This window comes from Halomonas sp. 707B3, assembly GCF_024158645.1.
Classification (GTDB): domain Bacteria; phylum Pseudomonadota; class Gammaproteobacteria; order Pseudomonadales; family Halomonadaceae; genus Vreelandella; species Vreelandella lionensis.
In genome coordinates, this window is record NZ_JAMZBE010000009.1 from 18,361 (window position 1) to 39,666 (window position 21,306).

General features: G+C 57.0%; 21 protein-coding genes. 11 read left to right on the forward strand and 10 right to left on the reverse strand.

What is annotated here, in order from left to right:
• Positions 1-202 precede the first annotated feature (202 nt).
• Entirely contained in the window at positions 203-343 is a 141-nt protein-coding gene (locus tag BIS10_RS02440) for a hypothetical protein (protein WP_162835828.1), read from the forward strand.
• A 72-nt stretch (positions 344-415) separates the two neighbouring features.
• Here BIS10_RS02440 and BIS10_RS02445 read toward each other — a convergent pair whose 3' ends face one another.
• From BIS10_RS02445 to BIS10_RS02455, 3 genes are all read right to left on the reverse strand, one after another.
• Positions 416-595: a PLDc N-terminal domain-containing protein gene (locus BIS10_RS02445; protein WP_083024335.1), complete on the reverse strand. Its 180-nt coding sequence runs from the start codon at positions 593-595 to the stop codon at positions 416-418.
• A 71-nt stretch (positions 596-666) separates the two neighbouring features.
• Positions 667-1,182: a TIGR02281 family clan AA aspartic protease gene (locus BIS10_RS02450; protein ID WP_253502067.1), complete on the reverse strand. Its 516-nt coding sequence runs from the start codon at positions 1,180-1,182 to the stop codon at positions 667-669.
• Between the two features lie 16 nt (positions 1,183-1,198).
• Complete coding sequence (locus tag BIS10_RS02455; protein WP_253502070.1) at positions 1,199-2,545, reverse strand: MFS transporter; 1,347 nt, start codon at positions 2,543-2,545, stop codon at positions 1,199-1,201.
• A 143-nt stretch (positions 2,546-2,688) separates the two neighbouring features.
• Between BIS10_RS02455 and BIS10_RS02460 the strand changes: the two genes are divergently transcribed.
• The 3 genes from BIS10_RS02460 to BIS10_RS02470 are packed head-to-tail and all read left to right on the forward strand — an operon-like array spanning position 2,689 to position 5,469.
• A complete protein-coding gene (locus tag BIS10_RS02460) occupies positions 2,689-3,477 on the forward strand; it encodes an ABC transporter substrate-binding protein (protein ID WP_253502072.1) in 789 nt (262 codons plus the stop codon).
• The gene (locus BIS10_RS02465; RefSeq protein ID WP_253502074.1) at positions 3,470-4,207 is read left to right on the forward strand and encodes an ABC transporter substrate-binding protein; all 738 of its coding nucleotides are present in this window, start codon (positions 3,470-3,472) and stop codon (positions 4,205-4,207) included. The genes BIS10_RS02460 and BIS10_RS02465 overlap by 8 nt, the downstream gene beginning before the upstream one ends.
• Entirely contained in the window at positions 4,204-5,469 is a 1,266-nt protein-coding gene (locus BIS10_RS02470) for a sensor domain-containing diguanylate cyclase (protein ID WP_253502077.1), read from the forward strand. The genes BIS10_RS02465 and BIS10_RS02470 overlap by 4 nt, the downstream gene beginning before the upstream one ends.
• A gap of 225 nt (positions 5,470-5,694) precedes the next feature.
• Here BIS10_RS02470 and BIS10_RS02475 read toward each other — a convergent pair whose 3' ends face one another.
• Complete coding sequence (locus BIS10_RS02475; protein ID WP_062362354.1) at positions 5,695-7,320, reverse strand: BCCT family transporter; 1,626 nt, start codon at positions 7,318-7,320, stop codon at positions 5,695-5,697.
• A 239-nt stretch (positions 7,321-7,559) separates the two neighbouring features.
• On the opposite strand from BIS10_RS02475, the gene BIS10_RS02480 reads away from it, so the two are divergent.
• The gene (locus BIS10_RS02480; protein ID WP_044630164.1) at positions 7,560-7,910 is read left to right on the forward strand and encodes a hypothetical protein; all 351 of its coding nucleotides are present in this window, start codon (positions 7,560-7,562) and stop codon (positions 7,908-7,910) included.
• Here BIS10_RS02480 and BIS10_RS02485 read toward each other — a convergent pair.
• The 6 genes from BIS10_RS02485 to BIS10_RS02510 form a co-directional block, all read right to left on the reverse strand.
• Positions 7,907-8,800, reverse strand: a complete 894-nt coding sequence (locus BIS10_RS02485) for an AEC family transporter (protein ID WP_253502080.1) — start codon at positions 8,798-8,800, stop codon at positions 7,907-7,909. The genes BIS10_RS02480 and BIS10_RS02485 overlap by 4 nt on opposite strands.
• Before the next feature lie 190 nt (positions 8,801-8,990).
• Positions 8,991-11,981 (reverse strand): bifunctional [glutamate--ammonia ligase]-adenylyl-L-tyrosine phosphorylase/[glutamate--ammonia-ligase] adenylyltransferase, encoded by a 2,991-nt coding sequence (glnE, locus tag BIS10_RS02490; RefSeq protein WP_253502083.1) that lies wholly within the window; start codon positions 11,979-11,981, stop codon positions 8,991-8,993.
• Between the two features lie 53 nt (positions 11,982-12,034).
• Positions 12,035-12,406: a diacylglycerol kinase gene (locus tag BIS10_RS02495; protein WP_054641555.1), complete on the reverse strand. Its 372-nt coding sequence runs from the start codon at positions 12,404-12,406 to the stop codon at positions 12,035-12,037.
• A gap of 26 nt (positions 12,407-12,432) precedes the next feature.
• Positions 12,433-13,824 (reverse strand): D-alanyl-D-alanine carboxypeptidase/D-alanyl-D-alanine-endopeptidase, encoded by a 1,392-nt coding sequence (gene dacB / locus BIS10_RS02500; RefSeq protein ID WP_253502107.1) that lies wholly within the window; start codon positions 13,822-13,824, stop codon positions 12,433-12,435.
• Positions 13,825-13,922: 98 nt separating this feature from the next.
• A complete protein-coding gene (locus BIS10_RS02505) occupies positions 13,923-14,252 on the reverse strand; it encodes a multidrug efflux SMR transporter (RefSeq protein ID WP_062375183.1) in 330 nt (109 codons plus the stop codon).
• On the reverse strand, positions 14,249-14,914 hold the full coding sequence (locus BIS10_RS02510; RefSeq protein ID WP_083024346.1) for a tRNA (guanosine(46)-N(7))-methyltransferase TrmB: 666 nt from the start codon (positions 14,912-14,914) through the stop codon (positions 14,249-14,251). The genes BIS10_RS02505 and BIS10_RS02510 overlap by 4 nt, the downstream gene beginning before the upstream one ends.
• Positions 14,915-15,140: 226 nt before the next feature.
• Here BIS10_RS02510 and BIS10_RS02515 point away from each other — a divergent pair, with 226 nt between their 5' ends.
• From BIS10_RS02515 to BIS10_RS02540, 6 genes are all read left to right on the forward strand, one after another.
• Complete coding sequence (locus BIS10_RS02515) at positions 15,141-17,024, forward strand: beta-ketoacyl synthase (RefSeq protein ID WP_253502110.1); 1,884 nt, start codon at positions 15,141-15,143, stop codon at positions 17,022-17,024.
• A complete protein-coding gene (coaD, locus tag BIS10_RS02520; protein WP_083024348.1) occupies positions 17,021-17,515 on the forward strand; it encodes a pantetheine-phosphate adenylyltransferase in 495 nt (164 codons plus the stop codon). Before BIS10_RS02515 ends, coaD begins: the two co-directional genes overlap by 4 nt.
• Positions 17,516-17,586: 71 nt before the next feature.
• Positions 17,587-17,835 carry a YfhL family 4Fe-4S dicluster ferredoxin gene (locus tag BIS10_RS02525; protein WP_039182874.1) on the forward strand — a complete coding sequence of 83 codons (249 nt, stop codon included), beginning with the start codon at positions 17,587-17,589 and terminating at the stop codon, positions 17,833-17,835.
• 50 nt (positions 17,836-17,885) lie between these two features.
• Positions 17,886-19,199, forward strand: a complete 1,314-nt coding sequence (locus tag BIS10_RS02530; RefSeq protein ID WP_253502087.1) for an MATE family efflux transporter — start codon at positions 17,886-17,888, stop codon at positions 19,197-19,199.
• 166 nt (positions 19,200-19,365) lie between these two features.
• Positions 19,366-20,676 carry a short-chain fatty acid transporter gene (locus BIS10_RS02535; RefSeq protein WP_253502089.1) on the forward strand — a complete coding sequence of 437 codons (1,311 nt, stop codon included), beginning with the start codon at positions 19,366-19,368 and terminating at the stop codon, positions 20,674-20,676.
• Between the two features lie 77 nt (positions 20,677-20,753).
• A complete protein-coding gene (locus BIS10_RS02540) occupies positions 20,754-21,299 on the forward strand; it encodes an acyl-CoA thioesterase (RefSeq protein WP_083024352.1) in 546 nt (181 codons plus the stop codon).
• Positions 21,300-21,306 lie beyond the last annotated feature (7 nt).

The window sequence follows — 21,306 nt, forward strand, 5'->3', positions numbered from 1 at the left end:
TTGTATTATCACCCGCTCACCCTGTGCAAAAGCAGGTTGTGGATAGCTTCCAGGATACCTTAAAACCTTGCAAACGCCTGCCCCTTGATTAACGTTGCGTATGCATCCTAGTTAGAGGGCGTCTTGAGCAACTTGATTCTTCCACCACCAAGCGCTAATGTGAGGTGGCGAACTGTCGACAATCTGACAGGAGGAGATCGCCATGGGAGATGGCAAAGCCAAAAGTGTCATTAAGCGTGTCTATGTACCAACGCAAGTGCGCGACCTGCCCAACGGAGAGAAGTTAAAAATTCCCGGGCACTATAAAGCGCCGCCCAGCGAAAGCAACGATTCGCTCGATTAACGATGCGCAGATAAAGAAAAAGGCAGGCCTGTCGAGGCCTGCCTTTTTAATACGCCTTCATGGTTAAGATGGCTATCCCTTGGGGCCGAACAGGAGCCAAGCAATCAACCCCACCAGGGGAAACACCAGTAGCGCGATAATCCATAGCAATTTGGCAAGCCCGCTAGCCGAGCTTTTTGCCACTTTAACGATGGCCCATACCACAATGATGAGCCAAATAAGACCGAGCAAACCACCGACTTCAATACCCATAGCAACTCCTTAGCGTGTTGGCATCCATGAGTCTTCAGCTAAGCACATGACTGCAGTGCGCACAAGTCGCCCTAAGGCTCTGGCAAGCGCAGCACCATCTCCCCGCCGCGAATCTCAATCGCTAGCTGGTTTAAAAAGCTCATCCCAAGCAGCACCGTATCGCGCTCCATGCCGGGGCTGATAGAGCCCTGCACGTTGTTCATCTGAATACCGCCCAGCACTACTTCATCTAGCTGAGTCAGATTACCCTCGACACGGCCATTGGCGGTGTTAAACCAAGCACGACGCCCTGGCGCTAAGCTTAGCCTTTTAGCTAGCTCACTAGGCACCGCTACATAAGTGGCGCCGGTATCCAACAAAAACGTCACAGGCTCACCGTTGATCTGACCCGGTGCTTCAAAATGCCCTGCCCGGTTACGCTTTAGTGTTACCGGGCCGTTGTCTGGGGAGGTATTCATGATGTGCACGTTAGGGTTCAGCATGTCGTCAAGACCGCCCTGAATCCACCACGTTCCTACCGCCATTAACAGCACCCAAAATAGCAGCATCATCACAATGCCGCCCTGCTGTGGCCTGTGTCTTGCCATTATTCACCTCACGGCATCAAGAACTTTTCCAGGCCACTGCCGCCTCACGGCCACGGCGCTCATTGACGCCTACGCAAATTAGCATCGCCGCAATAAATAGCCCAACACATAAAAGAATAGACGCTTGAAGGCCAATCAGCGTTTGCAACACCCCTAACATGACGATGCCCAGCACCCCCGCCAGTTTGTTTGCCAAGCCCCAGAAGCCAAAAAACTCCGCTGATTTTTCCAGCGGTGAAAAGACACCCACCAGCGCGCGGCTGGCCGACTGGCTAGAGCCTAAACTCAACCCGGCTAAGCAGCCGACCACTAAAAACAAGTGCTGTGCCTGCCACTGCCACCCAAACTGCTGATTGAGCCACTCGGTTAACGCCGGCGTTGCCCAGATCGCGACAATAGCCGCAACCCAGAGAGCAAGTGTCATTTGATAAGTGTGTTTAGCGCCCAGTTTATCTTGTAAAAACCCAAATCCGATGGCTCCCGCAGCAGCGGTGACCTGCACAATAATAAACATGATATTGCGCACGCTCTCATCCCAGCCAATCACCTGGGCCCCGTAGATAAAAGCAAAGGCGATAATGATGTAAACGCCTGCCATCGAAAATAGAAGTGACACTAAGAAAACGCTTAAGTCTTTGAAGTAGCGCAGCTCATGAAAAGTACCCAAAATCCGCTGCTGGGCAATTTGCCGATAAGAAACGCCATGGGGTTTAGGTACGCCGCGCTCTTTCAGCCATAAAAAAGTGGGGATCGCCGCCACTAAAAAGAACCCTGCTGCAAAAGGTCCTACCCAGCGAATACGCTCAAAATTGTCAGCCGTTGCCTCTCCTAGCACAATCAGCGTAAACCCTGCGGCCAATAGGCCGCCAATATAGCCCAATGCCCAACCAAAGCCGGAAATTTTACCCAGCGCATCCGGCGGCCCTAACTCTGGCAGAAAAGCGGCAATAAACGACTCGCCCATGGAGTAGGCGTAGTTTGAGAGTACGATTAACAGAAGGCCTAACACCACGTAGCCGGGCTCAACGAAGTAGAGCATGGCCGTGGTTGCCACCGTCGCCATGTAGCTAAACAGAAGAAAGCGCTTTTTTTCAGCGCGGTAATCCATGATGGCGCCACACAGGGGAGCGCTGATCACCACCAGTAAATAACTGATGGCTAAGGCTAAGCTCCATAAAAAGTTAGCTAAGCGGTAGCCATCGTTACGCTCACCGACAATTACGGTAGTAAACAGCTCACCAAATACCACGGTAATAATCAGCAGCGTATACGCTTGATTGGCAAAATCGAACATCGCCCAGCCGAAAATCTCACGGCGTGAAGCATAGGGAGACGCGGCCATTGTGGGGGTTGTGGGCGGCATAGTGTGCTCTCTTAAAAAGAGGAATAAGACTACCAGCTAGCTGTGATGCATCGCTATGGGTAGCGTTAACAGAATAAAGATGACATCGCCACAAAGTTAATCTAACTTTACTGGATTCCCTAACCACAGGAGGGCGCAATTAAATGGCGTATGGCAACGTTATAAAAAAGCGTTTACTAGCCACTCTTTCACTCTTGCTAGGGTGCGCTTTTGCTATTCTGCCGTTGTCTGCTGACACCCTTCCCTCCTCTCTTGCCTCCCTGACATTTATTACCGAAGAGTACCCACCTTACAATTATCGCGATGGCGGCCAAATGGTTGGCACGTCGGTGAACCTCTTAGAAGACATGCTAGCCCATGCGGAGACCCAGCTAGATCGCAGCAATATTCGCTATTATCCCTGGGTGCGTGGCTATGAACTCGCGCTCAGCCAACCCAACACCGTGCTCTTTTCGACGACTCGCACGCCCGCCAGAGAAGCACAGTTTCACTGGGTTGGCCCGATTGCCCAGGACCAAGTAGTGCTGCTTGCCCGTCGCAATACGCCTCTTCACATCCGCTCTCTTGACGCTGCGATTGAGCAAGGGCTGAGCGTTGCCGTCATTCGTGAAGATATCGGCGCTCAGGCACTGGTAGAAGCCGGTTATCCAGAGGCGCTGATTAGGCCTGCTATGGACAACCGCAGCGCACTGCATATGCTGCTACATGAGCGAGTCGACCTATGGGCCTACAGTGCCGATGTCGCGAAGTGGATTGCCGAGCAGGAAGGGTATTCCAAGGACATTGTGACGCCTCTCTACACACTCAGCGAATCTTATTTATACTTTGCCATCAATCTTGGCACAGACCCGCAGCTAGTCGCCGAATTGCAGCACGCTTTTGATAGTGTCACTTCCTTCTCAGCGGCCACACAGGTAGGTAGTGATGGTTAAACAGCTGTTCTCCCCCGCAAAGCCTTACTGGGTACTGGTTGTCCTAGGTGTATTGTTTAGCGGACATACCAGTAGCATAGCATTCGCCCAGGCACCGTCGCTCACCATCAATACGGAAGAGTACCCGCCTTTTAACTATCAAAACGATCAAGGCATTGTGGTGGGTATTGCCACCCAGCAGTTGCGTAATGCGCTGCGCCATGCAGGCATTGAGGCTCGCTTTCGGATACTGCCCTGGGCACGCGCCTATACCGAGGCACGACTGCGCGAGCATCACTGTGTTTACTCCACCACGCGCACTGCCGCTAGAGAGCCACAATTTCGCTGGGTGGGGCCGCTGGTGATTAACGAGTGGTCAGTCTTTGGCCTAGCAGAACGGCAACTGTCATTGGCACAGCTTACTGACCTACACCATTGGCAAGTAGGTAGCTTTCGAGAAGATGCCATAGGCGATTATGTGGAAGAACGGGGTATTAACGTACTCCGCGCGCCTACCGAGCGTGAAAACATGGCACGACTGGCCGCCGGGCTACTGGATGTTATCGTTACCGGGCGCGCTACTGGCGAGTACCTTGCCGAAGAGCAAGGGCTCAAGCTTGAACACCTGCTCACCTTCTTTTATGCGCCCCTTTACCTCGCCTGCCACCCAAGCGTCGAGATGGACACGATTAACCGCCTTCAGCGGCATCTTGACACCTCGTTTGTTACCCCAATGGAGTCGATGCCGTGAGTGTCGCCAAGCCCCCATTAGCCAGCGGCCGTTTAACGCTCAAGCAGGCACTACTTACCCTGCTGATTGCGATTGTCATTAGCCTTATTGCGGGCAGCATTGAGCTACTCGGCCACGCCAGCAGCATGCGTGAAAATGTGCAACAGCGCACCTCACAGCAGCTCGCTATTGTTAATGGCGCGGCGGCGGAAGCCGCCTTCCAGCTTAACCCTGACTTAGCGCACCAAATCGCTTTTGGTTTATTTAGCAATAGCGAGATTTCCCAGGTGGCCATTCGCGACGACTTTGGGCGCGCCCTGGCGGAGTTCTACCCTACACAGCCCAATGCATCCAACTGGCTCAGCAAGCAGCTATTTGGGGATATTGTTTATCATGAGATGCCGCTGCGGTATTACATGGGTAGCGATACCCCAGAAGCGACAGTCGGTGAGATATCGCTCTCCCTGGATACGGTGTACTTGACCCGAGAGTTCTTAGCCCGTGGTTATGCGGTGGTAGGAAGAAGCATTTTGGAGGCTTTTTTACTCAGTGGTCTAGTGATTGCGTTATTTCATATTTTTATTACGCGGCCCTTGTTAAAAGTGCACGCGGCGATCACGCAAACTGACCCAACGCGGCCAGGCCAGTGGCCCAAACCCACTCTGAAGGGCCATCACGATGACGAGCTTGGCCACTTGGTGGAAAGCTTGGATCACCTGCTGAATGAGTTTCAGGCAGGGTTAGCGCAGCGTGATCATTTGCACCAGCTTTCCCAATACGATGGTTTAACCGGCGTGGCCAACCGTCGCCACTTCGATATGTTTTTAGCGCAACAGTGGCAGTGGGCAACGCGTGCTAAGCAACCGTTATCGGCTATTTTTATCGATATCGACAATTTTAAAGAGTTTAACGACCACTATGGTCATAGCATGGGCGATGACACCCTGCGTGCAGTAGCCACGGTACTCAATCAGTGTATCGACTCAAGCTGCGACCTGCTGGCCCGCTACGGCGGTGAAGAGTTTATCTGTGTACTGCCTGGCAAAGATGCCAATGAGGCGATGAATATTGCCAACTGCCTGCGCCAAGCCATTCTGTCACTGGCTATTCCACATGCCTACTCCAGCACTCATTCGCACCTAACGGCTAGCATGGGCATTGCCACCACGACACCTGAGCAGCCGCTTAGCCCTGATGACCTGCTCAACAAAGCCGATCAACAGCTCTACCATGCCAAACGACGCGGCAGGAACCGCATCGAGATACACGAACGCCCGGCGTAGCCGGGCGTTCGTGTAGGCATCAATCGGCGCTGCGTCAAAGCAACCAGTGGGCGATAACCGCTGACAAGCCGACCACCATCGCAGTGACTACCGCAACGGTGACCACCCGATCTAACCAACGGTCGAAGGCAGCTCCTTTTGGCTGCCTCCGCGTTGCCCCGTGACGTCCCTGTCGAGCCATCAGCACGCTGTTTCCATAGGTGCTTCCTCTATTGAAGCCATTGCTTAGCTATTGATACGCCGGTTGACCACGCTAGGGGCACGACGCAACCGCTCCTCTTCCCCTAACTGCTCCGCCTCAAAGGCATCAGCACCCACGGGGGTCTCACCGTGGCGACGGTAGAGCTGGGTCAGCATCGCTTTACGATCCGCACGCAGCTCGCGTACCAGCACAATCACCATCATATACAGAATAAAGGTAAACGGCAGCGCTGACAGCACGGCCGCTGACTGCAGGCCAGAAAGGCCACCCGCCACGATAAGCGTAAGGCAAATCGCCGCGATCAGCACGCCCCATACCACGCGTTTATAGAGTGGTGGATTGATAGAACCATTATCCGTCATCTGCGCCACAATATACGAAGCGGAGTCTGCTGAGGTCACCAGGAAAATAAAAATTAGCAGCATGGCCAACACGGAGAGCACGCCCGAGAACGGCATCAAATCAAACATCTCAAACAGGGCGACGGTGATGTTTGCTTCGGTGGCCGCAGCCAGGCCTACATCGGTGCCGTTCAGCTCCAGGTTAAGCGCTGCACCACCAAATACGCCGATCCACAAGCACGCCAAAAGCGGCGGCACAAAGAGCACCCCAAATACGTACTCTTTAATAGTGCGCCCGCGAGACACACGTGCCACAAAGGTGCCCACAAAGGGCGACCAGGCAATCACCCAAGCCCAGTAGAAGATGGTCCAGCTACTAGCCCACTGGTTGTCGCTATAGGGTGAAATGCGCAGGCTCATGCCAATAAAATTCTGCAGATAGTCGCCAATGCCTAGCGTAATCGTTTCCAAAATAGCAATGGTCGGGCCGGTGAACAGCACGTAGAGCATCAAACCGATACACAGCGCCATATTTAAGTTAGACAGGCGCTTAATGCCTTTATCCAAACCAGACCAAGTAGATGCCATGTAGGCGCAGAACATCACAAATAGAATGACAAATTGCCAAAACCCATTCTCCGGCAAGCCAAATACCGCGTTAAGACCGCCATTCATTTGTAATACGCCAAGCCCTAGTGATGTCGCCACCCCCATCACGGTAGCCACCACCGCAAAAACATCTAACCAGGAAGCGTAGGGGCGCACATGGGGGTGCTTGGCCGTGACCGACGAGAGCACTGAAGACACCAAACCCGCCTGCCCCTTACGGAACTGAAAGTAAGCAATAATCAAACCCACCACGGAGAATGCCGCCCACTGGTGAATTCCCCAATTAAAATAGCTGTACTGGATGGCGTAGCGTGCAGCCGCTTCGCTCTCTGCCGGGACATCGCCGTAAGGCGGGTTAATGTAGTGCGTCATGGGCTCTGCCATGCCGTAAAACACCAGCCCTACCCCAAAGCCTGCGGCCAATAGCATGCTGATCCATGAGAAAAAGCTGTAGCTGGGCGTACTGTCCTGGGGTCCCAGACGTACTTTGCCGTATTTACTGAGCGCCAGGCCAATCAGGAACACCACAAAGCCAAATACAGAGAAGAGATAGAACCAGCCAAATAGCTCGGTAATCGATGTGAGGGCGGCCTCAGCAGCATTACCAAACGCGACAGGAAACGCGGCCCCCACAATCACTAAGCCGAAAATAATCACTGCCGATGCGATAAACACCGACTTCCCTCCATGATTTGTCATAGCACCACCCTGGTTAATGAAAATACTGGTTAATAAATGCGTGGATTTATAAAAACACGGCTCTTCATTTTAGTGCGCTCAATTAAATCCTAACATCCGAGGCTAGCAATCGCATGTTAAGGGCTTAATACAGAAAAATTAGCACCAACTGATATATTAGTTTCAACTCTCAAAAAGAAGCAGTGAACTTGCTCGCTCCGCTATGTTCCAATAGTGGCAAACGAACGATGGAGGCTTTCATGCCACAGATGAATCGCGACCAACGCAATGCCGCTTGGCAAGCTGCTAACCAGTGGCGCGCCCGTGCTGCACAAACGCAGCCAAATGGGCTAATGGGCAGCTTGAAACTGCTGTTGACGTGGCTAGCGTTTGGCGCACTGATGATTGTTGGCGTTGTGCTGGGGCTATTTTTCCTGCTGATTGGCTGGGCGATGATGCCGTTTGTGCGCCATAAGATGAAAAAGCGTATGGAGCAGATGCGTGCCGATCACGCTCAAGACATTGGCGGCGGCTACGCTGGCGATCAGCCATCTAGGCAGCACGATGCTCTGGAAGGTAGCTACGAAGTAAAAGACGAGCCTCGCCGTTAGGGCGGCGGCTGGATCCAGGCGAAGGCCGCCGCCAGCGTTAGCGGCATGACGATCAAACTTCCCAAGTTACCGATCAACACCAACGACGCCACCTTATGAGGGGCGAGCTTGTACTGCTCTGCGACCAAGTAATTCAATACCGCTGGCGGCAACGCGGCAAATACTAACAAGGTGGCTGTTTGCAACGGATTCAGCGGCAGCAGCCACATGAGCGGCAGCGCAATCACCAGCCCAGAGAGCGGGCAAAGCACCGCCCCCAGCAGCCCTGTTCGCCAGTCGCTAAAGTCAATTTCCAGCAGGCGCACGCCCAGCGCAAATAGCATTAGCGGAATGCACACACCACCCAGCATATGCATGGCTTCCAGCAGCCAGCCGGGTAACGCTACCCCCCCCACATTAACCAATAGCCCCGCAACGCTTGCAGCCACAATCGGCATACGTAGCATCCGCCACAGCGAAGTACGCGGGTCTAGCATGTAAAGTCCCACCGAAAAGTGCAGCAGCATCTCCACGATAAACACCACCACCGCCGCTGGCAGCGCTTCCGGCCCAAAAGCCAGCACCAGCAGCGGCACCCCCATATTGCCGGAGTTATTGAACATCATTGGCGGCAGGAAGACCTTACTGTCCAACCCAAGCCACTTCACCACCGGCCACAGCACTAACCCTGCCCCCAACACCACCAGCGCAGCAGCGCTGGCGAGCCAGGCGTACTCCGCCAGGGGCGCTTGGCGGTCGGCTAGCACGGCAAACACCAGCAGTGGAACAAACAGCTCCATATTGAGGGTGTTTAAACTGCGAATATCGGGAGTGCGGAATCGTCCGTAGGCGGCACCGCTACCGGCAATCAAAAACACCGGCAGCAGCGTGGCTAAAATTTGACCGATCATTGACCAGCCACCTCGCTGCGAGGCCGCACAGGAAAAGGAGTGCGCATTGTGTCGTCCTTGTTTTTATTGGAACTGCTGTTATGGGAACTGCTGTGATTAAAACGATTGATATGGGAGCAGCCGTTTTTTAGGCCAGTCGTTATCAGGCTAGCTTTTTACTGATGCTACTGAAAAACGCCCTGCCCGCCAATCAAGGTTCCAGAAAACGCTGCCACAGTGCGGTCACTATCTGACGGTGCTCCGCAAACTCTTTAACCTGCCCTAACGCCTTTTCACCGGTCAACGCCGCGCGGTGCGTGCGGCTGCGGTAGGCCAGGTAAGCCTCGCGTAGCTGCTCAGCCTCCACTTGAGTGATGTGCCCGCTCTCGGCCAGAGTTTCCAAAATGCGAATATTATCGCTATAGGTGATCAGCGCGGGCGTTTGATGGGAGAGCGCGAGCACGGCGTACTGGCAGAGAAACTCGATATCTACCATGCCGCCTGCATCGTGCTTCAAGCTAAACGTGGCATCTTTGCTGGCATTTTCGCCATCGCCCCGCTCAGACTTGGCGCCCTCGCCTTTCGTGCCCAAGTGATCACGCATTTTATGGCGCATGCTCACCACATCATCACGCAGCGCCTGCGGGTCGCGCTCGCGGCGTAAAATCGAGCCACGCAGCTCGTCAAACTTATCAGCCAGCGCCTCACTGCCCGCCACTACTCTGGCCCGCACCAGCGCCTGATGCTCCCAGGTCCAGGCATGTTGAGTCTGATACTCGGCAAACGCGTCCAGCGACGTGACGAGCAGCCCCGCATTCCCTGACGGCCGAAGGCGCATGTCCACTTCATAAAGACTGCCCGCCGGAGTTACCGCAGTCAGCAGATGAATGATGCGCTGGCCTAAACGGGTGAAAAACACCGGCGTATCCAAAGGCCGAGGGCCGTCGGTACTGCCTTTACCGTCGTTATCGTGCAGGAACACCAGATCCAGGTCAGAGCCGTAGCCCAGCTCAATGCCGCCCAGCTTGCCGTAACCAATAATCAAAAAAGCAGGTTCGCGGTTGTTACACCCCGCAGGCGCACCGTGCTTGCGAGTGACATGCTTCCATGCCATCGCCAGCACCGCGTCTAAAATAACTTCCGCGATATAGGTTAAGTAATCGCTTACTTTCATAAGATGACGCGTACCGGCCACATCCGAGGCGGCCACGTGCAGCATCTGCGCATGCTTGAACACCCGCAGTGCTTCTAGCTGCGCTTCTTCATCGTCCTCGGGTAAACGGTTGAGCGTTTGACGCAATTCGTCGGCAAGCCGCGATTTATCGGCGGGCGTGTAGAGCGTATCAGGGGTTAACAACTCATCCAGCAGGATGGGGTAGCGTGCCAGCTGTTCAGCAATCCAAGGGCTCGCCGAACATAGCCGCATCAAATGCTTAAGGGTATGCGGATTTTCGCGCAGCAGCGCCAGATAGGCCGTGCGTCGTAGCACTGCCTCGATCAACGGCTGCACCCGAGCCAGGGCCGTGTCCGGCGTATCGCTCTGCGCCACGGCAGCCAGTAGCAGCGGCATCAGTGCATCCAAGCGCTCAAAACCAATACGCTGCATGCTCTGCACGGCGCGCGAGTGATAAAGGCTTTTTAATCGTTTGAGTGCTTTTTCCGATTCGTTAAAGCCCGCTTCGCTGAGAAGGGCCTGAGCCTCATCCTCTTCAAGCTCACCGCGCCACAAGAGCCGCCACTGGGAGAGGCTGGCGTCGCTTTGCTCTTCATCGGCCTCTTCTTCAGGGTCGGCGATCACTGCATCAAAGTGCTGGCGCACCCGTTCGCGGACCTCATCTAGCTGTGCAATAAGCCCGGGCCAATCCTCGTGCCCCATGGCGAAAGCGACGCGCTCGCGGTCCTCATCATCGGTGGGCAGCATTTGGGTTTGGCGATCTTCCAGCGCTTGAATGGCGTGCTCCACATCGCGCAGGAAGGCGTAATCCGGCAGTAGCTCGTCCACCACGGTTTGAGGCAGCAGCCCAAGCTCGGGCAAGCGCTTGAGCGCTGTTTGCAGCGAGGTGACCTGCAGCTCAGTATCACGCCCGCCGCGAATCAGCTGAAACGCCTGCACCACGAACTCCACCTCGCGAATGCCCCCCGGCCCCAGCTTGATGTTGCTCTGCATGCCTTTGCGTTTCACTTCGCGATTGATCATCGCCTTCAGCTCGCGCAGCGACTCAATGGCCCCAAAATCCAGATAGCGGCGATACACAAACGGCCGCAGGCTAGCCAGCAGCTCTTGGCCCGCGTCGATATCCCCTGCTATCGGGCGCGCCTTCAGCATAGCGTAGCGCTCCCACTCACGGCCTTGGTCTTGATAGTAGCTGGAGAGCATCGAAAAGCTGCCTACCAGCGGGCCGCCATCGCCCAGCGGGCGCAAGCGCATATCTACGCGGAACACAAAACCATCCGCCGTCATGGCATCCAGGGCGGCGATCAGGCGCTGGCCAAGCTTGGTGAAGTACTCTTGATGCTCTAGCGGTTTGCGACCGCCTTCAGTCTCGCCCTTTTCAGGGAAGGCAAAAATCAGATCGATATCCGACGAGAGGTTGAGTTCACCCGCGCCCAACTTACCCATACCCAGTACCACCAGCCGCTGAGGCTCACCATCACTGCGAGCGGCAGGCGTCCCCCAGCGGGATGCATAAAAACGCTCCAGCCAGCCAAGCGCCGCTTCGGTGCACACTTCCGCCAGCCAAGAGACCGATCGGGCGGTATCCCACATGGTGGCACCGTCGAGGCGATTTAGATCGCGCCAAACAATGCCCAGCATGCGCGCTCGACGAAAACGGCGCAGCGCCCGGTGCAGGGCATCTTCGTCCTCGGCGCTCTCCAGGGCATCATCCAACCACTGAGTCAGCGCTTCTTTGCTGGGCGCGCTATCCAACTCCCCTGCCGCATCCAGCTCGGCCAGCCAGTGGGGAAAGCGCGCCAGCGTATCAAGGGCGAAGGTGGAGATAGTGACCACTCGAGCCAGCGCTTCCCGGCGGGCAGGAGCGAGCGCCTCCCAACTGCTGGAGGGCAGCGGCTGCTTGGTCATTGAGGCGATATTATCCGCCTGGCTTAGGGCCTCGCTGAGGCGCTGCTGTGCCTGTTCGGCAGCAGGTGCAAGCGCTTTGGGAAGCGTTGTCGTGGGGAATAACGCATCATTGGTCTGCATAAACACCTCTCTGCCAAGCGCCTGTTATGGTTATTGAAGGAGCAGCGGGCGAACTAGCCCATCCATTTTTCCCAGCCTAACAGCCCCCAGGTCAGGCCCGCCATCATCAGCGACAGCATCACTGCCGCTGAGCCAATGTCCTTTGCACGCCCAGATAGCTCGTGGTGTTCGGTGCCAATACGGTCGACCACGTTCTCAATCGCGCTGTTCAATAGCTCGACGATCAACACTAAAAACAAGCTGCCGACCAGCAGCAGCCAGCTTAATGGGCCTTCGCCGATCCACCAGGCAAACGGCAGCAGCACGGCGGTAATCGCCAACTCCTGACGAAAGGCAGACTCATTACGAAACGCCGCCTTCAGGCCTTTCCAAGAGTAGCGCGTGGAGTGCAGTAAATGGGTTAACCCCGTGTGACGTGGCTTCATGCCCGTTGCCTCACCTAAGCGTTTAATTAATTAGCTAAAATCATTGCATCTAGATCTAACGACAGTGGGTCAAGCACCTCGGGCCAGCTGAGATAGGGCGTACTGCCGCTACCGTTCACTAACACGCTAAACACCCCCCAGCGCCCTTGGGCCGTGCGGAAATAGCCCGCCGCGGCACGTACGGCAAACGGCTGGTTGAGCGTGCCGGTTTTCAGCATGACGTTATTTTGAAAGGTAGGTGAGCCACGACGGATAAAGCGCATCACGCCGTTGGCGGGCGACTGGAAAGAGGCCACGAAGCTTGGGAACAGCGCGCTTTGGCGGAACATGTCCTCCAGCATTACGTTGACACCGTGCGCCGAGGTGCGGTTATCGGTGGTTAAACCGCTGCCGCTGTGCAGTGTGACCGGGCCGTGCCCAGGCAAGCTCTGCACATAGGTTTCAATGGCCTGCCCTGCCTGACGCAGCTGCGCTTGGGGTGTTTCCACCAAGTTCAGCGCCAGCACGTCGGCCATATAGTTATTGGAGTAGTTCATGGTGCGCAGTATCAGCTCCTGGAGCGGCTGGCTATCCACTGCGGCAAGGCGCTGGGCGCTGCTTGGCGGCTGGGTTGAGCTTACCCGCCACGGGTCACGCACGCTAACGCCCGCCTGATTGAGCATGCTGAGCATTACCTGAGCGGTTTTTTCAGCGGCGTCACCTGCGCCACGGTAAACATCCCGAGCGATAGCGTTGGTGGAAATTTGCCCCGTCAGGCGTATGACATCGCCCCGCTCGTCAGTAATTCGCTCGGCACTGATTTCCGTACCGCTATTCGCCGGGCGTGTGACCACCTGATTATCAATAGCCACCAGCGGCGCCTGGCTATCACATAGCCCTACCCGCGCAGGCTCGCCGGGGGTTGCCGCAGGTGCGACGTTGACACACCAAGTGCCGAAGTTAACCCCAGCGGAGGTTAACGGCGCACTATAGGCATTGGCAACGCGCGTACGTGCATTGCAGCGGTCAGTGGTAATGCACTCCACCGGGCCAAAGCGCCACTGGCTGACCACCAGCGCTCCCTCTACCCGCTTGACCCCAGCGAGCTGCAGCCGCTGGACGAGCCGCCAAAGATCTTCCGTCGTCAGGCCAGGGTCACCACCACCTTCAAAGACCAAATCACCGCGTAGCACGCCGTTATCCACTTGGCCGGTACTCACTAACTGGCTAGTGAAGCGATGCTGGGGGCCGAAACGATTAAGCAGCGCGGCCGACATATAGGCTTTTGTCACCGAGGCGGGTGAGAGCTGACGCTCTGGATTAAGTCTGCCCAGCAGCGGGTTGCTGCCGCTATCCGCATCCAGCAAGCGCGCCTCGGCGCTCACCGAAAACCCTTTGGCCTCTAGCTGGCTCAACCGGGTAAAATCTGCCCAGAGCATTGAACTGACACATAGCGCAGCGGTCGCCACGCCCGCTACCACGCTGCCGCGCAGCCATCGCCCAGGTAAGTTAAGAAAACACGTCACGTTCCACTACCTCAATGCACATTCATTTTAGAGAAGACCTGCAGAGTGACCACCCCGGCCACAATCAGGCTGATGCCAAACACCGCAGGCAGGTCGGGCTTTTCACCAAAGACGACAATCCCGACCAGGGTGACCAAGACAATACCTAAGCCCGCCCAAATGGCGTAGGTAATCCCTACCGGCAGCGTACGTAGTACCAGGCTCAATAAATAGAACGCCACCCCGTAGCCTCCAACGACCAGCAGGCTCGGCAGTGGCCGAGTAAAACCCACAGAGGCTTTTAACGCACTGGTGGCAATCACCTCTGCCACAATCGCGAGAATCAAATAAACAAACGTCATGGGCGCTCCAGGTCGATGCACAAACGCCAAAGTGTTTGGCCACTTTGGTCATATTTGGCTTCAAACGGGGTGAGATAGTCACCGTTAGGGTGCAGCGGGGCAACGCTTGCCACTTGGCCGGTGACGACCGCCACGGCCTGGGCAAACTCTTCCACATAGAGCTGCCAGTTCGAACGCAGCTCCAGCTGTCCGCCCAGGGCTAACAGTGTGGGGAAAACCGGATGGCCATGCCAGCGCATTTTCAAGTGTGCTGATTTAGGATAAGGGTTGGGATACAGCAGGTAGTGGCGCTCGGGCTTCCAGCCTGCTTCCAGGGCCAGTCGCCAGAAATCGACCAGATCGGCACGCACCAGCAGGGCGTTTTCCGGCAGCTCACCGTGCTCCCGGCCCAGACGATCCTCACTTCGGTCAACGCCAATCACGCTGTGGTGGGGGAACTGTATGGCTATCCGCCGGGTCGATAGCCCTACCCCGCAACCTGCGTCGAGAATCAACGGTGCAGAGTGCTGCTGGCGCCACGCATCGGCCTGCTCAAACGCTCGGCGCGTGTGGTCAGCAATGGGTTTGCGCAGCGGATGCGCTAACGCGCGCGCTACTCGGCGCGCCACATCGTGATGCGGACCTGGCTGATTGGAAATCACTGGCCGTGAGGTGTGCTGCATGCCATCCCATCCCCTGGGTTAAAAAAAGCGTGATTCTATCAGTCTCCCGCGCACTCGGCATGACGCCGTTGCACGCCCGGTGCTATGATCACGCCCGAGCCTTTTTGTAAGCTCACTATTAAGCTCAGATCGGTTAAGGTTTTCGACACGGTCTGACAATAACCGTTATTAAAAACCACCGCACCACGAGGAACCCGGCTTGTCACACTTACCGGTGATTGTCGGCATGGGCGGCATCAATCCCGCCGGCAGAACCTCGGGCCATCAGGCCTTCCGCCGCACCGTGCTTGATGCTCTTCCTGCTGACCAGCAGCGCCAAACCGTGGAAAGCTTGGCAGCGCTTATGCGCCTTGCCGAGCACTCCGACAACGGATGGCACGACAGCGCAGGGCAGCCCATTGACGCCCCTGCCCAAATGCTGCGCGATCAGGTGCTTAACCACACGCTGATTCGCCGCAATGAAGACCCGCGCTTTCTCGCCCCTGGCCTGCCGGCAAACCGACGAGCCGATCTGGCGCTGGCAGAGCCGCTGCGCGTGACACTGCGCCGCCGCCAGCTACCCGACCAGTTGCCCGATGGGTGGCAGGTGCGCGAAATCGATGCCCGTGAAGTCGAGGTGACTATTCCTGCGGGCATCTTCGACGTGCTGCTACCGGACGCCCAAGAGCCTAAAGTGCGGGCTGCCGCGCAACTGCCGAGCGGCTTTGACCCAGCCAGCCTTTACCGCAGCGTGCACCATCCTCGCGGGCTCTCCATGGCGGTGTTTGGCGCCAGCGACTGCTTGGGCGCCAGCGGCCTCTCTTGGGAAACCCTGCGCCAGCAGCTCAACCCCGACCATATCGCTGTGTACGCGGGCAACTCGATTGGCCAGCTCGATGACCAGGGCTGGGGTGGCTTATTGAAAAGCTTGGTGACCGGCCAGCGCGCCACCTCCAAGCAGATGCCGCTGGGCTATGGACAGATGCCCGCTGACTTCCTCAATGCCTACGTACTCGGCAGCGTAGGCGGCACCGGCGCAGCGCTAGGCGCCTGCGCCAGCTTCCTCTACAACCTGCGCCTGGGCATTGACGATATCCGCGCTGGCCGTCGCCGGGTGGTGATGGTGGGCACCGCCGATGCGCCGATCACGCCAGAGATTATTGAAGGCTTTCGCGCCATGGGCGCGCTGGCAGACGATGCCAGCCTGAAAACCCTTGATGCGCTGGAGCTGCTCACCGACGCTGACTACCAACGCGCCTGCCGCCCCTTCGCTCGCAACTGCGGCTTTACCATGGCTGAAGCCAGTCAATTTGTGCTGTTGATGGATGACAGCTTGGCGCTGGAGCTAGGAGCTGACATCTTAGGGTCGGTGCCAGAGGTGTTCGTTAACGCCGATGGCTACAAGCGCTCTATCTCCGCGCCGGGCATCGGCAACTACATCACCCTGGGTAAAGCCGCCGCGCTGGTCAAAGACATGCTGGGAGAGACCGCGCTGAAAGAGCGCACCTTCCTTCATGCCCACGGCACCAGCACGCCGAAAAACCGCACCACCGAATCCCACGTATTCGATGAAATCGCCCGCGCTAACGGCATCAAGCAGTGGCCGGTGGTGGCTATTAAAGCGTTCATCGGCCACTCCCAAGGGTCAGCGGCAGGTGATCAGCTGGCCAGCGCCCTGGGCAGCTTCGCCCATGGTTTGCTGCCGGGTATCCCCACGCTGGATGCGGTGGCCGATGACGTCTACGCCGAGCGGCTGCGCTTTTTCACGACGCCTCAAGCATTTACCGCCGATGCTGCCTTTATCAACGCCAAAGGCTTTGGCGGTAATAACGCCACCGGCGTGGTGCTCTCGCCAGAGGTGACCGAGCGTCTACTCACCAAGCGCCACGGCAGCGCCGCGATAGAAGCGTGGAAAGGTCGCCGCGAAGCGGTACGCGTTAACGCCGCTGCCTATCTCGCCGAGGCCGATCGCGGGCGCTACGCCCCCCGGTACCAGTTTGGCGAAGCGGTGCTGGAAGGCCCGGAGCTTGAGGTTCACGCAGACCGTATCCACATTCCCGGCTATGACCACGCGGTTTCGCTGGTCGCCGATAATCCGTTTGGTTCACTGGATGAGGAGACGCCGTCATGAGCGCGCATCGCGAGAATATCGCTGTCTATCCTGGCACGTTCGACCCGATCACCAACGGCCACTTCGACCTGATTGAGCGCGGCGCGCGGATGTTCGACAAAGTGGTGATTGCCGTGGCGGCCAGCCCCGGCAAACACCCGAGCCTGGATTTGGATACTCGAATTGCGCTGGCCCAATCGGTGTGCGCATCGCTGCCGAATGTCAGCGTGATTGGCTTCTCGACGCTGCTCACTACCATGATGCACGAACAGGGCGCGACGATTATTCTGCGCGGCCTGCGCGCGGTCTCAGATTTTGAGTACGAGCTGCAGCTGGCCAATATGAACCGCGCTCAAAATCCTGAGCTTGAAAGCGTGTTTCTTACCCCGGCAGTGGAAAACTCTTATATCTCCTCGACCATCGTGCGGGAAATTGCCAAGCTGGGTGGCGATATTTCCCCGCTGGTGCACCCGCAGGTCGCAGAGGCGCTGCGTAAGCACTACACTACCTAGCTATCGATATTGTTGAGTAAAACACTCGGGTATCTAAAACCCGAGTGACACGCCATTCGTGAGGTATACCCATGGCCCTGATGATCACCGACGAATGCATTAACTGCGACGTCTGCGAACCGGAATGCCCCAACGACGCGATCTCTCCCGGTGAGGAGATTTACGTGATCAACCCCAACCTGTGCACCGAGTGCGTCGGCCACTTCGACGAACCTCAGTGCCAGCAGGTGTGCCCGGTGGACTGTATTCCCCTCGACCCAGAGCGCCCCGAGACCCAAGAGCAGTTGATGGAGAAGTACCGCATCATTACTGCCGCTTAACTTTCCCACTTAAGATGTGCCTGAACGTCTGCGAGCGAAGGTCACTCTGAATGCGTATTTGGACCCTCGCTTGGCCCATCATTTTGTCAAATATCACCGTGCCCTTGCTGGGCCTGGTAGATACCGCTGTGGTCGGGCATCTACCCGACTCCCGCTATTTAGCCGGCGTTACCCTCGGTGCCACCCTATTTAGCTTCCTTTATTGGGGCTTTGGCTTTTTGCGCATGGGCACCACAGGGCTGGTGGCCCAGGCGATAGGGCGCGAGTCGCCTAGTGACGTGCGCAACTTGCTAGGCCAGTCGCTGATCATGGCAGGTGTCATCGGCACACTATTAATCGTGTTTGGCACACCGCTCATCTCGCTTGGCCTGTGGCTACTAGATGGCAGCGTACAGGCCACGCCGCTGGCCCGCGAGTATGCCGAGATTCGCCTCTGGTCTGCCCCTGCCGTACTGGCCAACTACGCCATTTTGGGGTGGTTTTTAGGGCAGCAGAACTCCCGCGTCACGCTGATGATTCTAGTACTGACCAACAGCGTCAATATCGTGCTTGACCTATGGTTTGTGGTGGGCCTGGGGATGACCAGTAACGGCGTAGCGCTGGCTAGCGTGCTCGCTGACTACAGCGCGCTGCTGTTCGGTGGCTACTTGGTGCTGCGCCAGCTGGGGCATCTTGAAGGCCACTTTCAACGCCAGCGCCTATTGGCACTGCAGGCCTATTCGGCGCTATTTAGTGTTAATGCGAACCTGTTTGTGCGAACGCTTGGACTACTGTTTGCCATGGCGTTTTTTACAGCGCAAGGCGCCCGTCAGGGCGATACCGTGCTCGCCGCCAATGCCGTGCTGCTGCAATTTATTATGCTGACCAGCTACGCGCTGGATGGCTTTGCCCACGCGGCTGAGTCGCTAGTAGGGCGCGCTTACGGGCGTCGCGATTGGCGAGAGTTTGCCGCCACGGTGCGGGCCACGGCACAGTTTTCTTTCTGGACATCCGCTGCGGCGGCGCTGCTTTTTGCCCTGGGTGGTAATCAACTGATCGCAATGCTGACCGGATTGAGCGACGTGCGCGCCACCGCCGCCAGCTATTTGCCGTGGATGGTGGTCATGCCGCTGATTGCCGTCTGGAGCTACCTGCTTGACGGCGTGTTTATCGGCACCACGGCGGTACGCGAGATGCGCAACAGCATTTTTGCGGGCCTCGCGGTCTACCTGCCTACTTGGTGGTTCTGCCAGGGGCTGGGCAATCACGGCCTCTGGCTGGCGTTTACGCTCTTCACCCTTACCCGCTCGGCCGTGCTGATTGGCTACTACCGCCGCTACCGGCTTACCCGCTGGCGTGCGTCTTCCAGCGTTTCTCACCTTTGATCAGCAGCGTTGAACGCCACAACGGGCAGGGCTAGCAAACTGCGCTAACGTAACGTTATGTGTAGAAGCTAAGCACTCTGCGCATTGGCCGTTGAGGGGTGAAAATTGTGCCGCACCGCCGTATATTAGCCGCGCACTTCCTAATAACGAATAAAGTGAGCACTCCATGCTAAAACTCATATCAAAACCAGCAGTTAAGCTGGTCGAGCGTTATTTACCAGACCCGTATATCTTCGTTCTATTGTTGACCCTGATTGCCGCTGTGGCCGCCATTGCAGTGGAGCGTCAAACGCCCTTGGCCGTGCTGCGTATGTGGGGCGACGGTTTCTGGGGGCTACTCACCTTCTCGATGCAGATGCTGCTCGTGCTGGTCACCGGTTTTATGCTGGCAAGCTCACCACCGGTAAAACGCATTCTGCAAAAAATTGCCGGTACGGCGAAGTCACCCGGCGGCGCAATTATTCTCGTCACGCTGGTCTCTTTAGCCGCTAGCTGGATCAACTGGGGCTTTGGCTTGGTGGTCGGTGCCCTGTTCGCCAAAGAGCTGGCGCGTGTGATTAAGGTTGATTACCGCCTGCTGGTGGCCAGTGCCTACTCGGGCTTCGTGGTGTGGCACGGAGGCTTGGCAGGCTCGGTGCCGCTGACGATTGCCACCGAAGGCCACTTCTCTGCGGACCAGATCGGCGTGATTGGCACTGGCTCGACTATTTTCGCCTTCTTCAACTTGGCCATTGTGGTGTGTCTCTTTATCGCCGTGCCGCTGGTCAACCGTATGATGCTGCCCGATGAAAAAGACAGCGTGTACGTCGATCCCAAACTGCTCGACGACGAGCCAGAACCCGTGGGCCGTATTACTCGCCCTGCTGAAAAGCTTGAAAACAGCATGCCGCTGGCGCTGCTGGTGGGCGTGCCGGGCCTACTGTTCCTGCTGGATCACTTCCTGCTGCGCGACGGTGGTTTGAACTTGAACGTGGTGAACTTCATGTTCCTGTTCCTGGCCATTGTGTTGCACCGCACGCCCCGTAACCTGCTCATCAGCCTGAACGAGGCCATTAAAGGCGGCGCGGGTATCGTGATTCAGTTCCCCTTTTATGCGGGCATTATGGCGATCATGGTGCAGTCGGGCCTGGCCCAGAGCATGTCGGAGTGGCTGGTCTCGTTTGCAACCGCTAACTCGCTGCCGTTCTGGTCGTTTATTAGTGCCGGTATCGTGAACCTGTTTGTGCCTTCCGGTGGTGGCCAGTGGGCGGTACAGGCGCCGGTCATGCTGCCTGCCGCAGAAGCGCTGGGTGCCGATATTGCCCGCGTGGCGATGGCGGTGGCTTGGGGCGATGCCTGGACTAACCTGCTGCAGCCGTTCTGGGCACTGCCAGTGCTGGCGATTGCCGGCTTGAAAGCTAAGGACATCATGGGCTTCTGCCTGATCCAGCTGTTCATTACCGGTATTATCATTTCCGTGGGCTTAGTGTGGTTCTAAGCAGCTAAGCACGACGTCAACGCCCGTCCCTGTGGTATCGCCTGGGGGCGGGCATTTTTAATCGTAAGGTGACCTTTATGTCCGACGCCTCTGCTGTACCCAATGCCCCAGACCAGGGCCTTGAACACAGCGCCTTACCGGGCCAGCACGAGCTCTCCATGACGGTCTTGATGACGCCGGACATGGCGAACTTCAGCGGTAAAGTGCACGGCGGTGCTATTCTTAAAAAGCTCGATGAAGTCGCCTACGCCTGCGCCAGCCGCTACTCCGGCCACTACGTGGTAACGCTCTCGGTGGATCAGGTACTGTTCAAACAGCCGATCCATGTAGGCGAGCTGGTGACGTTTCTCGCCAGCGTGAATCACGTGGGGCGCTCCTCCATGGAAATTGGCATTAAGGTAGTGGCCGAGGATATTCGCCAGAAGCTGATTCGCCATACCAATAGCTGTTACCTCACCATGGTGGCCGTGGACGCCGACGGCAAACCTGCCCGGGTGCCGCCCCTGGCGCTGGAGACCCCGCTGCAGAAGCTGCGCTTCGAAAAAGCCGCGCTGCGCAAGAAGCTACGCAAACAGGCAGAGCGTGAAGAGGAGCTGACCCAGCAGCATCACCAGCAGCGCTAAGCGCTGC

Bases quoted from the DNA above. Each gene is read 5' to 3' on its own strand.
- BIS10_RS02465 (WP_253502074.1), top strand. From the start codon at position 3,470: ATGGTTAAACAGCTGTTCTCCCCCGCAAAGCCTTACTGGGTACTGGTT.
- glnE (WP_253502083.1), bottom strand. From the start codon at position 11,981: ATGCAGACCAATGATGCGTTATTCCCCACGACAACGCTTCCCAAAGCG.
- BIS10_RS02450 (WP_253502067.1), bottom strand. From the start codon at position 1,182: ATGGCAAGACACAGGCCACAGCAGGGCGGCATTGTGATGATGCTGCTA.
- BIS10_RS02445 (WP_083024335.1), bottom strand. From the start codon at position 595: ATGGGTATTGAAGTCGGTGGTTTGCTCGGTCTTATTTGGCTCATCATT.
- BIS10_RS02475 (WP_062362354.1), bottom strand. From the start codon at position 7,320: ATGACAAATCATGGAGGGAAGTCGGTGTTTATCGCATCGGCAGTGATT.
- BIS10_RS02460 (WP_253502072.1), top strand. From the start codon at position 2,689: ATGGCGTATGGCAACGTTATAAAAAAGCGTTTACTAGCCACTCTTTCA.
- BIS10_RS02440 (WP_162835828.1), top strand. From the start codon at position 203: ATGGGAGATGGCAAAGCCAAAAGTGTCATTAAGCGTGTCTATGTACCA.
- BIS10_RS02485 (WP_253502080.1), bottom strand. From the start codon at position 8,800: ATGATCGGTCAAATTTTAGCCACGCTGCTGCCGGTGTTTTTGATTGCC.
- BIS10_RS02510 (WP_083024346.1), bottom strand. From the start codon at position 14,914: ATGCAGCACACCTCACGGCCAGTGATTTCCAATCAGCCAGGTCCGCAT.
- BIS10_RS02535 (WP_253502089.1), top strand. From the start codon at position 19,366: ATGCTAAAACTCATATCAAAACCAGCAGTTAAGCTGGTCGAGCGTTAT.
- BIS10_RS02505 (WP_062375183.1), bottom strand. From the start codon at position 14,252: ATGACGTTTGTTTATTTGATTCTCGCGATTGTGGCAGAGGTGATTGCC.
- BIS10_RS02495 (WP_054641555.1), bottom strand. From the start codon at position 12,406: ATGAAGCCACGTCACACGGGGTTAACCCATTTACTGCACTCCACGCGC.
- BIS10_RS02525 (WP_039182874.1), top strand. From the start codon at position 17,587: ATGGCCCTGATGATCACCGACGAATGCATTAACTGCGACGTCTGCGAA.
- BIS10_RS02480 (WP_044630164.1), top strand. From the start codon at position 7,560: ATGCCACAGATGAATCGCGACCAACGCAATGCCGCTTGGCAAGCTGCT.
- BIS10_RS02515 (WP_253502110.1), top strand. From the start codon at position 15,141: ATGGGCGGCATCAATCCCGCCGGCAGAACCTCGGGCCATCAGGCCTTC.
- BIS10_RS02530 (WP_253502087.1), top strand. From the start codon at position 17,886: ATGCGTATTTGGACCCTCGCTTGGCCCATCATTTTGTCAAATATCACC.
- BIS10_RS02540 (WP_083024352.1), top strand. From the start codon at position 20,754: ATGTCCGACGCCTCTGCTGTACCCAATGCCCCAGACCAGGGCCTTGAA.
- dacB (WP_253502107.1), bottom strand. From the start codon at position 13,824: ATGCTCTGGGCAGATTTTACCCGGTTGAGCCAGCTAGAGGCCAAAGGG.
- coaD (WP_083024348.1), top strand. From the start codon at position 17,021: ATGAGCGCGCATCGCGAGAATATCGCTGTCTATCCTGGCACGTTCGAC.
- BIS10_RS02455 (WP_253502070.1), bottom strand. From the start codon at position 2,545: ATGCCGCCCACAACCCCCACAATGGCCGCGTCTCCCTATGCTTCACGC.